Below are 12896 nucleotides of genomic sequence, written 5' to 3' on the forward strand. Positions count from 1 at the left end.
ACGCCTTACCCGACCTACAGTTTTGTAGCCCGGATAAGCGCAGCGCCATCCGGGAACCTGTTAAAACATCACCTGGCCGCCGGTGACGTTGATCGACTGCCCGGTGCAGTACGACGCCTGTGGGCTAGCGTAAAACATCAATACGTTCAGCACATCCTGATATTCGCAGCCGCGCTTCAGCGGCACCTTGTCGATGTAGTACTGCTCGACTTCGCTCTCATCGATACCGAGCTTGGTGGCATACTGCGGCAGCAGCGACTGGAACATCGGCGACTTCAGCAGATTGCCGAGCATCAGCGAATGCACGGTAATGCCATATTCCGCCAGATCCAGCGCCAGCGACTGGGTCAGCCCGACGCCGCCGAACTTCGCCGCGCTGTAGCCGGAGTTGTGCTTACTGCCGACTTTGCCGGATTTCGAGTTGATCTGAATGATCCGCCCCTTAATGCCGTCGCGGATCATCAACCGCGAGAACTCGCGGGCGCAGAGAAAATAGCCCACCAGATTGACCTGCAGCGAGCGGTCGAAATCCCCCAGCGCGAAGTCGCTAATAAACGCCGCCTTGGCGATCCCGGCGCTGTACACCAGCAGGTCGACGCGCGAAAAAATCTCATCCACCCCGTGGGCCAGGGCGGTGACGCTGGCCTCGCTGGTGGCGTCGGCGCCGAAGCCGTACGCCATACCTTCGCCATACTCAGCGTTAATCTCCTGGGCGACGCGGCTGGCTTTTTCGCTCTGAATATCGACCACCGCCACGCGGTAGCCCTCGGCGGCCAGCCCGCGGCACAGAAACTCTCCTAAGGTTTGTCCACCGCCAATGACAACAGCAACCTGATTCATCTCTCTCTCCTTTTAAGCAACAAACTTCAGTACGCAGCCGGGCGCGATGGCGTCCGGCACCGGGCCCGCCACATGGACGGTACCTGGGAACTCCGCTTCACGATGGCCGTCAAAGCGCAGGGTGATGTGGCCCAGCTCGCGCAGGTTTTGTTCAGCGACCTCGCCGACGGCGGTCACCGGGTAGCGCTGTTCGCCAAGCTGCAGCTCTGCCCCCGGCTGCAGCGTGCCAGCAAGCTCGCCGTGGTTGTGAATAAAGCAGTACTCTTCGATATCCGCCGGGGCGCCCTCGCGGAAGGTGATCAGCATTTGCTCTTCCAGCGCCATCGTCGCGCAGGCGCCGATGTGCGTAATGGTGGTCTGGTAAATCACAGTCATCTGCAGGAACCTCTTACTGGTAAATAAATCCGGAAACGAACCACGCGATCAGCACCGTTGGTGCGCCGGTCAGAAAGCGGCTGACCAGCACCGACGGCACGCCGACGCGCACGGTATCCTGGCGGGCTTCGGCTAGCGACAGGCCTACCGGAATAAAATCGCAGGCGGCCTGGGCGTTAATGGCGAATAGGGCGGGCAGGGCGAGGTGCGGCGGAATGTTGCCGAGGCCGATTTGAACGCCGATCAGCACGCCGATCACCTGAGCTATCACCGCGCCGGGGCCGAGAAACGGCGACAGCAGCGGGAAAGAGCAAATCAGCGCCAGGGTTACCAGCCCCAGCGGATGGCTGGCGAGCGGCGCCAGGCCGTGGGCGATCCAGTCGCCGATGCCGGAGGCCATGATGATGCCGATCAGCGCCGAGACGAAAGCCATAAACGGCAGAATGGTTTTCAGCACCGTATCAATGGTGTCGCGCCCGGCCTGGAACAGCACCGCCACCACCGAACCCATGCCCATCCCGACCTTCGCCAGCAGGCCATCGCTCTGTTCAGTAATCTTCTTGCTGGTGTCGTAATCGCGACCCGCGCTCTTGTTTTCCTCCGGCGGCTCGGAAACCCCTGCGCTGTCGGGAGCGATGCACTGGATGTTGTCCTCTTTGACGCCGGAGACATAAATATCTTCCGTGATGTACTGGGCCAGCGGCCCTGATTTGCCGGTGGCATGGATATTCACCGTCGGGATGCGGCGCTTAGGATAGAGCCCGCAGCGCAGGGTGCCCCCGCAGTCGATAATCGCCACGCCGATGTCGCTTTCCGCTGGTTCCCCCTCTTTAAACCCGTCCACCGGCTGCCAGCCGGTCAGGCTGGCGATGCGGTCAACGATCGCCGGGCGGGTGCCGGCGGTGATATAGACGATCTTTTTGCCTTCGACGGCGTCGAGCTCAAGCGGGCCGCCCCAGCCGCCGGTGCCTTTCTCTATACGAATACGGGTCATGATGTCGCTCCTGACAGATGCACTTTCTGGGAAAGCTGAATCGCCATTTTTCTCTCGAAAATCGAGGTGGTCAGGTCGGTGACCCAGCCGCGGAAGAAGTTAGTCACCAGGCCAACCAGCAGGTAGCTCACCGCCAGCGGACCGAGCGGCAGGCCGAGGGTAGTGAGGCCGTTGGCGATGCCGAGATAGACGAACAGCTCGCCGGGGTTGATATGTGGAAACAGCCCGTTCATTGAGTGGCAGCTATACGACGCCGCCGCGTAATAGCTGGGCTTGTACTTCTCTGGCATAAACCGACCGAGGCTTAACGTCATTGGGTTACAAAACACGAAGGTGCCGATGCAGGGTAGCAGCAGGTAGCGGGAGATTGGGTTTCCTGCGCAGCGCTGCGCCAGCTTCTCGATCCGCTGCTGGCCGATAAAGTTGATCAGCGCGTTCATGATCACCAGCAGGCTGATCAGCAAGGGGAGGATCCCGGTCACCATGCCGGTAAATACCTCGCCGCCTTTCTGAAACAGGCCGATAAACCACTCCGCGCCGTGGGTCACGACGTCAATCATTGTTCTCTCCTTCAGCATGTTATTTTTCTTGCTAATCGCAGGCTGATTTTAATCATTTTGAAAGGTTTAAAAGTGTTAAATGGATCGCAAAATGAAAGATAAATATTTTATTTTGAAAGATAATGCGGGCGAGATGAAATGTTGCAGGGCATAAAAGCACGCAGGGGAGGAGCCGTTGAAGGACTATTTTGTCTACAAACAGATTGTCGCTTTCTTGTTGGTCGTCGCATGCTTTACCATAATTATCCCTTGCTGAATTTGTTAAACGGAATTCCCATGTTGAAGCGTCGCTATCTGGCTTTACTTCCCCTTTGTGTGCTCCTCGCTGCCTGCAGCAGCAAACCCAAGACCCCCGCGGAAACGGAGATGGCGAGTGGAACCGGCGGCTTTTTGCTGGAACCGCAGCATAACGTGATGCAGATGGGCGGCGACTTCGCCAACAACCCGGCGGCGGCGCAGTTTATCGATAAGATGGTGGCGAAGCACGGCTTCGACAGGCAGCAGCTGCAGGAGATCCTGTCGCAGGCAAAGCGCCTGGATTACGTCCTGCGGCTGATGGATCGTCAGGCGCCGACCGGCCTGCCGCCAACCGGGCCGACCGGCGCCTGGCTGCGCTACAAGAAACAGTTCATTACCCCGGATAATGTGCAGAACGGCGTGGTGTTCTGGAATCAGTATCAGGACGCGCTCAACCGCGCTTATCAGGTTTACGGCGTGCCGCCGGAAATCATCGTCGGCATTATCGGCGTGGAGACTCGCTGGGGCCGGGTGATGGGCAAAACCCGGATCCTCGACGCGCTGGCGACGCTGTCGTTTAGCTACCCGCGCCGCGCCGAATACTTCTCGTCGGAGCTGGAAACTTTCCTGCTAATGGCGCGCAGCGAAAGCGACGACCCGCTGGATCTGAAAGGCTCTTTCGCCGGGGCGATGGGCTACGGTCAGTTTATGCCGTCCTCCTATAAGCAGTATGCGGTCGATTTTAACGGTGACGGACATATCAACCTGTGGGACCCGGTGGATGCTATCGGCAGCGTGGCCAACTACTTCAAACAGCATGGCTGGGTGAGCGGCGATCTGGTGGCGGTGCAGGCGCTGGGGCAGGCCCCGGGGCTGGAGAATGGTTTCAAGACTAAATACAGCGTTTCGCAGCTGGCGGCCGCAGGGCTGACCCCGACCCAGCCGCTGGGTAACCATCAGCAGGCCAGCCTGCTGCGGCTGGACGTCGGCACCGGCTATGAGTACTGGTACGGGCTGCCGAACTTCTACACCATCACCCGCTACAACCACAGCACCCACTACGCGATGGCCGTCTGGCAGCTGGGTCTGGCGGTTGCGCAGGCCCGCGGCGGTTATTAATCCTTTCATCCGGCTGACAATTTCCCAGCCTCCCCGGATAGCGGCGCGTAGCGCCTTATCCGGGCTACGGTCCGGTATCCGGTTGCTAGCCCCGGTAAGCGCAGCGCGACCGGGGGATGACGCCGGGGAGGCCGCGCTTATCCCCCCGTTTTTTCCCGTCTCCATGCCTCTTGTTGACCTTTGTTACATTTCCGCTGACTGACGCTGATTTACATTCTTTCTTCGCTTCGTTATTGTTATGTTATAACATTAAATTGAGGCGGGGATATGTTCACATCGATTTTTATGGCATCCGGCGCGGCGCGCGCGGCTATCGCAGGCGTGCTGCTGGCGGCGCTATGGTTAGCAACCTGGTGGGCGGTGACGCTGCCATGATTGAACTGGAGCAGCTGGTTGCCGGCTATGACGGGGTAGCGATCACCCCTCCGCTGAGCGGGATGATATGCCCCGGCAGCCTGACGGCAATTGTTGGCCTCAATGGCTGCGGAAAATCAACGCTGCTGAAAACCCTCGCCGGGTTTCTTCCGCCGGTCAGTGGCCGCCTGCGCTGGCAGGGAACACGGCCGGTGATCGGCTGGCTGGCGCAGCGCCATGCCCTCGAGTCGCAGTTTCCTCTCAACGTGCAGGATGTGGTAAGCCAGGGCGCATGGCCCGGCGTGTCGCTGCTGCGCGGTCTGGGGGGCGGCACCCGGCGACGCATCGGCGCGGTGCTGGAGCGGGTCGGGCTGGCGGGCCTGGCGAAAACGCCGATCGAAGCGCTCTCCGGCGGCCAGTTTCAGCGCATGCTATTTGCCCGGGTGATGGTGCAGCAGGCGCCGCTGGTGATGCTCGACGAGCCCTTCACCGGTATCGACGAAGCGACCAGTCGCGAACTAATGGATTTGATCCTCGAGATGCACCGGCAGGGACAGACCATCCTGGCGGTGCTGCATGATAACCAGCGGGTGGCCGACTTTTTCCCCGAGACGCTGCTGCTGACTCCCCAGCGCGCCTGCTGGGGCGCTACCCGGGCGGTGCTCCCGGCCTTCAGTCATGTGAGGTCGGCATGATCTGGCACACCTTCTTTCAGCCTTTCATTGAATTCGGCTTTATGCGTCGGGCCCTCGTGGTGTGTCTGGCGCTGTCGCTGAGCACCACCATGCTGGGCGTCTTCCTGCTGCTGCGGCGCATGAGCCTGATGGGCGATGCGCTGTCGCACGCCATTCTCCCCGGCGTGGCGGTGGGGTATCTGCTGAGCGGCATGTCGCTGCTGGCCATGACCCTCGGCGGCTTCATCGCCGGTATCGTGGTTGCCTTGGTGGCCGGGTGGGTGAGCCGGCGGACACCGTTAAAAGAGGACGCCAGTTTTGCCGGATTTTATCTGGGCTCGCTGGCCCTGGGCGTCACCCTGGTGTCGCTGCGCGGCTCCAGCGTGGACCTCCTGCATCTGCTGTTTGGCTCCATTCTGGCGGTCGACCGCGATGCGGCGCTGTTTGTCAGCGGCGTCGCCAGCCTGACGCTATTGTGCATTGCGCTGTGCTACCGCGGTCTGGTCAGCGAGGCGTTCGACAGCGCCTGGCTGCAGGTGAATCACCGGCGGCTGCCTGCGCTGCTGCATGGGCTTTTTCTGGCGCTGCTGGTGCTTAATCTGGTGGCCGGGTTTCAGGTGCTCGGCACGCTGATGGCGGTAGGGGTAATGATGCTCCCGGCGGTCGCCGCGCGCTGCTGGGCGCGCACGCTGCCGGGCATTCTGCTGCTGGCGGCGGGAATGGGCGCGCTCTGCGCCTGGCTGGGATTAAGCCTCTCCTGGGCGATTAGTCTTCCCGCCGGGCCCGCTATTGTGCTGACCGCCAGCGCACTGTTTTTTGTTTCGCTATTTTTTGGCACGCGCAGCCGGCTGCTGGTCGGTTGGCGCACATTGATGGGGTAAGGAAATGATGAAACGTAGTGCAATAGTGGTCGCGCTGGCCCTCGGCCTGATGGCGCAGGGGGCCATGGCGAAAACGCTGAATGTGGTAAGCAGTTTTTCGGTGTTGGGTGATATAGCGCAGCAGGTCGGCGGGGAGCATGTCCATGTGGATACCCTGGTCGGCCCGGACGGCGATCCGCACACCTTCGAACCGTCTCCGAAGGATAGCGCGCTGCTCAGCAAGGCCGACGTGGTGGTGGTTAACGGCCTGGGGCTGGAAGGGTGGCTGGATCGCCTGATTAAGGCCTCTGGTTTTAAGGGCGAGCTGGTGGTGGCATCGAAAGGCGTCAAGACCCATACCCTTGATGAAGAGGGTAAAACGGTGACCGATCCCCACGCCTGGAACAGCGCAGCGAACGGCGCATTGTATGCGCAGAATATCCTCGAAGGTCTGGTGAAAGCCGACCCGGAAGATAAAGCGGCGTTGACGAGCAGCGGCAAGCGCTATATCGACCAGCTGACGTCTCTCGACGGCTGGGCGAAAGCGCAGTTCAGCGCCATTCCGCTGGCCAAGCGCAAGGTCCTGACCAGCCATGACGCTTTCGGCTATTTTGGCCGGGCTTATCACGTGACCTTCCTCGCGCCACAGGGGCTCTCTTCAGAGAGCGAGACCAGCGCGGCGCAGGTGGCGGCGCTGATTAAGCAAATCAAAGCGGATGGCGTCCATACCTGGTTTATGGAGAACCAGCTTGACCCGCGGCTGGTGAAGCAGATTGCCAGCGCCACCGGCGCGCAGCCGGGGGGCGAACTCTATCCGGAAGCGCTATCTAAGCCGGGCGGCGTCGCCGATAGTTACGTCAAAATGATGCGTCACAACGTTGAGCTTATCGCTAACAGCATGAAGTAACAGGTTGTCTGGTCGTCCTGGTTATCACAGGACGACCCATTTCTGGATCCCCCCTCGTAAAATCGCCACTTCATCCCCATATCTCTGTCGAAAGTGCTATCTTTGATGGCCTCTTTATCCAGAGCAAAGCGGGGCGATAATGACCGATTCAGAATTAATGCAGCTAAGCGAGAAGATTGGCCGGGCGCTGAAGGCGCGTGGGGCGACGGTGACCACGGCGGAATCCTGTACCGGCGGCTGGATTGCGAAAGCGATCACCGATATTGCCGGCAGCTCGGCGTGGTTTGAACGTGGCTTTGTCACCTACAGCAACGAAGCTAAATCGCAAATGATCGGCGTCAGCGAAGCGACGCTGCGCGACAACGGCGCGGTAAGCGAACCGGTGGTGGTGGAGATGGCGATTGGCGCGCTGCGCGCGGCGCGTGCGGATTATGCCATCTCCGTTAGCGGCGTCGCCGGGCCGGATGGCGGCAGCGTCGAAAAGCCGGTCGGCACGGTATGGTTCGGCGTCGCCAGCGTGAGCGGGCAAGGGGTGACGCGGCGGGAATGTTTTGCCGGAGACCGCGAAGCGGTGCGTCGTCAGGCGACGGCCTATGCGCTAAATCTGCTCTGGCAACAATTTCTACAAAACACTTGATACTGTATGACTATACAGTATAATTGCCTCAACTGAACAAATATTAACGGCGAAGCGAACACGCTTTACCCTGCATGATTAGGAGTAACAATGGCGATCGACGAAAACAAACAGAAAGCGTTGGCGGCTGCACTGGGCCAGATCGAAAAGCAATTCGGTAAAGGCTCCATCATGCGCCTGGGTGAAGACCGCACCATGGATGTGGAAACCATCTCCACCGGCTCGCTTTCTCTGGATATCGCGCTGGGCGCCGGCGGTCTGCCAATGGGCCGTATCGTCGAGATCTACGGTCCGGAATCCTCCGGTAAAACCACCCTGACGCTGCAGGTTATCGCCGCAGCGCAGCGTGAAGGTAAAACCTGTGCGTTCATCGATGCTGAACATGCGCTGGATCCGGTCTATGCACGCAAACTGGGCGTCGATATCGACAACCTGCTGTGTTCTCAGCCGGACACCGGCGAGCAGGCGCTGGAGATCTGTGACGCGCTGGCGCGCTCTGGTGCGGTTGATGTTATCGTCGTCGACTCCGTCGCGGCGTTGACGCCGAAAGCGGAAATCGAAGGCGAAATCGGCGACTCTCACATGGGCCTTGCGGCGCGTATGATGAGCCAGGCGATGCGTAAGCTGGCGGGTAACCTGAAGCAGTCCAACACGCTGCTGATCTTTATCAACCAGATCCGTATGAAAATTGGCGTGATGTTCGGTAACCCGGAAACCACTACCGGTGGTAACGCGCTGAAGTTCTACGCCTCTGTGCGTCTGGACATTCGCCGCATCGGCGCGGTGAAAGAGGGCGACAATGTCGTCGGCAGCGAAACCCGCGTCAAAGTGGTGAAAAACAAGATCGCCGCGCCGTTTAAACAGGCCGAATTCCAGATCCTCTACGGCGAAGGCATCAACTTCTACGGCGAGCTGGTAGACCTCGGCGTGAAAGAGAAGCTGATTGAGAAAGCGGGTGCCTGGTATAGCTACAACGGCGACAAAATCGGTCAGGGTAAAGCGAACGCGATCACCTGGCTGAAAGAGAACCCGGCGGCGGCGAAAGAGATTGAGAAGAAAGTGCGCGAACTGCTGCTCAACAATCAGGATGCGAAGCCAGACTTCGTTGTTGACGGCAACGACGCAGAAGAAACCGAACAGGATTTCTGATATCGTCTGCAAGACTGACAGGGCTGCTTAGGCAGCCCTTTTGCTTTGTGAGATTATCGAGGTGCCTGTGACTGAACCTTCATCACGCCGCTCCGGCTACGCCCGCCTGCTGGACCGTGCTATCCGCATTCTGGCGATGCGCGACCACAGCGAGCAGGAGCTGCGACGCAAGCTGGTCGCTCCGGTGATGAGCAAAAACGGTCCTGAGGCGCTGGACGCCACCCCCGACGAGCTGGAGCAGGTTGTCGCCTGGTGTATCGAAAACCGCTACCTTGACGACAACCGCTTCGTCGGCCAGTTCATCGCCAGCCGGAGCCGCAAAGGCTATGGTCCGGCGCGCATTCGCCAGGAGCTCAGCCAGAAAGGCATTGCGCGCCAGGTCGTTGACCAGGCGATGCGCGAATGCGATATCGACTGGGTGAGCCTTGCCAGGGAGCAGGCACAGCGTAAATACGGCGAACCGTTACCTTCCGCCTTTACTGAAAAAGTGAAAGTTCAGCGATTCCTGCTTTACCGCGGCTACCTGATGGAAGATATCCAGGAAATCTGGCGAAATTTTGCAGATTGACCCATCCGGGATTTTACTTCGCCGTAAAGAAAACTTATCTTATTCCCACTTTATTCCGTCGGGCCGCTGGTTGTGACTGTGCAGGCAGCGGCCTGGGCGATTATTCCTTTACACAAAATCATTCAAGCTGCATCAGGGCGGCAAGAGAGACTCTCTTTCGCAACGCACGTCAGTTCGGTGCCGGAAGAGCAAGCGCAGCCAGGACAGAGGCGACTTGAAGGATGACGTGTAGCTTGATTTCAGGATAATTATGAGCAAGAGCACCGCTGAGATCCGTCAGGCGTTTCTCGACTTTTTCCATAGCAAGGGACATCAGGTAGTTGCCAGCAGCTCCCTGGTGCCGCACAACGATCCGACCCTGCTGTTTACCAATGCAGGGATGAACCAGTTCAAGGATGTCTTCCTTGGTCTCGACAAACGTAATTATTCGCGTGCGACCACCGCACAGCGTTGCGTGCGTGCGGGTGGTAAACACAACGATCTGGAAAACGTCGGTTACACCGCGCGTCACCACACCTTCTTTGAAATGCTGGGCAACTTCAGCTTTGGCGATTACTTCAAGCAGGATGCCATCAAATACGCGTGGGAACTGCTGACCGGTGAGAACTGGTTCGCGCTGCCGAAAGAAAAACTGTGGGTTACCGTTTACGAGACCGATGACGAAGCTTTCGACATCTGGGCCAATGAAGTAGGCGTTCCGCGCGAGCGTATTATCCGCATCGGCGACAACAAAGGCGCGCCGTTTGCTTCTGACAACTTCTGGCAGATGGGCGACACCGGTCCGTGCGGCCCGTGCACCGAAATCTTCTTTGACCACGGCGATCATATCTGGGGCGGCCCTCCGGGAAGCCCGGAAGAAGATGGCGACCGTTACATTGAGATTTGGAACATCGTCTTCATGCAGTTCAACCGTCAGGCTGACGGTACCATGGAGCCGCTGCCGAAGCCGTCCGTCGACACCGGTATGGGTCTGGAGCGTATTGCCGCGGTGCTGCAGCACGTTAACTCCAACTATGACATCGACCTGTTCCGCGATCTGATCGCCAGCGTGGCGAAAGTCACCGGCGCGACCGATCTGACGAACAAGTCGCTGCGCGTTATCGCCGACCACATTCGCTCCTGCGCCTTCCTGGTTGCCGACGGCGTGATCCCGTCGAATGAAAACCGCGGCTACGTGCTGCGTCGTATCATTCGCCGCGCGATCCGTCACGGCAACATGCTGGGCGCGAAGGACACCTTCTTCTGGAAACTGGTTGCCCCGCTGATCGATGTGATGGGCTCCGCCGGCGACGAGCTGAAGCAGCAGCAGGCTCAGGTTGAGCAGGTGCTGAAAACCGAAGAAGAGCAGTTTGCCCGCACCCTCGAGCGCGGCCTGGCGCTGCTGGATGAGGAGCTGTCGAAGCTGAAAGGCGACACCCTGGACGGCGAAACCGCCTTCCGTCTGTACGACACCTACGGCTTCCCGGTCGACCTGACCGCCGATGTGTGCCGCGAGCGCAACATCAAGGTTGATGAAGCTGGTTTTGAAGCCGCAATGGAAGAGCAGCGCCGCCGCGCGCGCGAGTCCAGTGGTTTCGGCGCCGACTATAATGCGATGATCCGCGTTGACGGCGCCTCTGAATTTAAAGGCTACGATCATCTGGAGCTGAACGGCAAGGTTACCGCCCTGTTTATCGACGGCAAAGCGGTGGATAGCGTTAGCGCTGGCCAGGAAGCGGTGGTGATCCTTGATCAGACCCCGTTCTATGCGGAGTCCGGCGGCCAGGTGGGCGATAAAGGCGAATTAAAAGGCGCGGGCTTCTCCTTCGCAGTCAGCGACACGCAGAAGTACGGCCAGGCTATTGGTCATATCGGTAAAGTCGCCAGCGGCTCACTAAAAGTAGGTGACGCGGTGCAGGCCGACGTAGATGAGGCTCGCCGTCAGCGTATCCGTCTCAACCACTCCGCGACGCACCTGATGCACGCGGCGCTGCGCCAGGTGCTCGGCACCCATGTGGCGCAGAAAGGTTCGCTGGTCAATGATAAAGCGCTGCGCTTTGACTTCTCGCATTTTGAAGCGATGAAGCCGGAAGAAATTCGTGCGGTGGAAGACCTGGTCAACGCGCAGATCCGTCGTAACCTGGCTATCGAAACCAACATTATGGATATCGATGCCGCGCGCGCATCCGGCGCCATGGCGCTGTTTGGCGAGAAATACGACGATCGCGTGCGCGTTCTGCGGATGGGCGACTTCTCCACGGAGCTGTGCGGCGGGACTCACGCGGCGCGTACCGGCGATATCGGCCTGTTCCGCATCACGTCAGAGTCTGGCACCGCTGCTGGCGTGCGCCGTATCGAAGCGGTGACTGGCGAAGGCGCGATGGCCATCCTGCATGCGCAGAACGATCAGCTCAATGATATCGCTCAGCTGCTGAAGGGTGACAGCCACAATCTCGGCGAGAAGGTTCGCGCCGCGCTGGAGCGTACCCGTCAGCTGGAAAAAGAGCTGCAGCAGCTGAAAGAGCAGGCTGCGGCGCAGGAGAGCGCAAACCTCTCCAGCAAAGCGGAAGAGATTAACGGCGTTAAGCTGCTGGTCAGCGAACTGACCGGCGTTGAGCCGAAAATGCTGCGTACCATGGTTGACGATCTGAAGAACCAGCTCGGTTCGACGATCGTTGTATTAGCTACGGTAGCGGATGGTAAGGTTTCTCTGATTGCAGGTGTGTCTAAGGATGTGACAGACCGCGTGAAAGCAGGGGAGCTGGTTGGTATGGTCGCCCAGCAGGTGGGCGGTAAAGGGGGCGGTCGTCCGGATATGGCGCAGGCCGGTGGTACCGATGCGTCTGCTCTCCCTGCAGCGTTAGCCAGTGTGAAAGGCTGGGTCAGCGCAAAACTGTAATAACTATAAACGCATTTACCCTAAATAATTCGAGTTGCAGGAAGGCGGCGACGCAGCGAATCCCCAGGAGCTTACTCAAGTAAGTGACTGGGGTGAGCGAGGAAAGCCAACACACATGCAACTTTAAGTATGAGGGGTATAGGTGCCATAACCAGAGGCTTATGGCACCTTGCGTCAGAAACACTGATAACGATAAAGTCGGGTTGAAATTGTGTATATCGGCTAAACTTAGGTTTAACAGAATGTGATGCCATGACTGCTTATACCCTAAGGTATTTGTCATCGCTTACTTTTTGGCGTTATATGATGGATAATGCCGGGATACGAGAGACCCGACTCTTTTAATCTTTCAAGGAGCAAAGAATGCTGATTCTGACTCGTCGAGTTGGTGAGACCCTCATGATTGGAGATGAGGTCACTGTGACAGTTTTAGGGGTGAAGGGTAACCAGGTTCGTATTGGCGTAAACGCCCCTAAAGAAGTGTCTGTTCACCGTGAAGAGATCTACCAGCGTATTCAGGCTGAAAAATCCCAGCAGTCCAGTTACTAAGGTTTCCGCGCCTCGCTGTGCAGTGAGGCGCATCACTTACCGCCGCTTTTTCCCTTTTTCTGTTTTTTCCCCCTGCGCCATACCGCTTTTCATTACCCTTTGCCGCTTTGGTCGTTTGGCGTTATGCCAGCGTCAGGGCTGATTTCCTGTTGATAAATTGCCCTTTTTGCCGTTTTTGCACGCGAATTGCGTGCG

At 58.7% G+C, this 12896-nt stretch carries 13 protein-coding genes; 9 read left to right on the top strand and 4 right to left on the bottom strand.

All coding sequences use genetic code 11. The features are described from left to right. Window positions 1-60: 60 nt before the first annotated feature. The 4 genes from srlD to srlA are packed head-to-tail and all read right to left on the bottom strand — an operon-like array spanning window position 61 to window position 2769. Window positions 61-840 (bottom strand): sorbitol-6-phosphate dehydrogenase, encoded by a 780-nt coding sequence (gene srlD, locus ACR809_RS05490; protein WP_002914815.1) that lies wholly within the window; start codon window positions 838-840, stop codon window positions 61-63. A 12-nt stretch (window positions 841-852) separates the two neighbouring features. After that, window positions 853-1215, bottom strand: a complete 363-nt coding sequence (srlB, locus tag ACR809_RS05495; RefSeq protein WP_004174693.1) for a PTS glucitol/sorbitol transporter subunit IIA — start codon at window positions 1213-1215, stop codon at window positions 853-855. 13 nt (window positions 1216-1228) lie between these two features. Then, complete coding sequence (srlE, locus tag ACR809_RS05500; protein WP_048264790.1) at window positions 1229-2209, bottom strand: PTS glucitol/sorbitol transporter subunit IIB; 981 nt, start codon at window positions 2207-2209, stop codon at window positions 1229-1231. Next, the gene (gene srlA, locus ACR809_RS05505; RefSeq protein WP_002914812.1) at window positions 2206-2769 is read right to left on the bottom strand and encodes a PTS glucitol/sorbitol transporter subunit IIC; all 564 of its coding nucleotides are present in this window, start codon (window positions 2767-2769) and stop codon (window positions 2206-2208) included. Before srlA ends, srlE begins: the two co-directional genes overlap by 4 nt. 276 nt (window positions 2770-3045) lie before the next feature. Here srlA and mltB point away from each other — a divergent pair, with 276 nt between their 5' ends. The 9 genes from mltB (at window position 3046) to csrA (ending at window position 12701) form a co-directional block, all read left to right on the top strand. Further along, window positions 3046-4125, top strand: a complete 1080-nt coding sequence (mltB, locus tag ACR809_RS05510; protein WP_004174694.1) for a lytic murein transglycosylase B — start codon at window positions 3046-3048, stop codon at window positions 4123-4125. A gap of 338 nt (window positions 4126-4463) precedes the next feature. Then, entirely contained in the window at window positions 4464-5174 is a 711-nt protein-coding gene (locus ACR809_RS05515) for a metal ABC transporter ATP-binding protein (RefSeq protein WP_004217109.1), read from the top strand. After that, the gene (locus tag ACR809_RS05520; protein WP_004149458.1) at window positions 5171-6034 is read left to right on the top strand and encodes a metal ABC transporter permease; all 864 of its coding nucleotides are present in this window, start codon (window positions 5171-5173) and stop codon (window positions 6032-6034) included. The genes ACR809_RS05515 and ACR809_RS05520 overlap by 4 nt, the downstream gene beginning before the upstream one ends. A gap of 7 nt (window positions 6035-6041) precedes the next feature. Further along, on the top strand, window positions 6042-6920 hold the full coding sequence (locus ACR809_RS05525; RefSeq protein ID WP_102098269.1) for a metal ABC transporter substrate-binding protein: 879 nt from the start codon (window positions 6042-6044) through the stop codon (window positions 6918-6920). A gap of 139 nt (window positions 6921-7059) precedes the next feature. Beyond that, window positions 7060-7557 (top strand): nicotinamide-nucleotide amidase, encoded by a 498-nt coding sequence (gene pncC, locus ACR809_RS05530; protein ID WP_002914771.1) that lies wholly within the window; start codon window positions 7060-7062, stop codon window positions 7555-7557. A 90-nt stretch (window positions 7558-7647) separates the two neighbouring features. Next, entirely contained in the window at window positions 7648-8706 is a 1059-nt protein-coding gene (gene recA / locus ACR809_RS05535) for a recombinase RecA (RefSeq protein ID WP_002914769.1), read from the top strand. 67 nt (window positions 8707-8773) lie between these two features. Further along, the gene (gene recX, locus ACR809_RS05540) at window positions 8774-9274 is read left to right on the top strand and encodes a recombination regulator RecX (RefSeq protein ID WP_002914767.1); all 501 of its coding nucleotides are present in this window, start codon (window positions 8774-8776) and stop codon (window positions 9272-9274) included. Between the two features lie 250 nt (window positions 9275-9524). Continuing rightward, window positions 9525-12152, top strand: a complete 2628-nt coding sequence (gene alaS, locus ACR809_RS05545) for an alanine--tRNA ligase (protein ID WP_122051095.1) — start codon at window positions 9525-9527, stop codon at window positions 12150-12152. 363 nt (window positions 12153-12515) lie between these two features. Continuing rightward, window positions 12516-12701 carry a carbon storage regulator CsrA gene (csrA, locus tag ACR809_RS05550; protein WP_000906486.1) on the top strand — a complete coding sequence of 62 codons (186 nt, stop codon included), beginning with the start codon at window positions 12516-12518 and terminating at the stop codon, window positions 12699-12701. Window positions 12702-12896 lie beyond the last annotated feature (195 nt).

Source organism: Klebsiella sp. CD33, assembly GCF_051992865.1.
In the GTDB taxonomy this organism is placed as follows: domain Bacteria; phylum Pseudomonadota; class Gammaproteobacteria; order Enterobacterales; family Enterobacteriaceae; genus Klebsiella; species Klebsiella pneumoniae.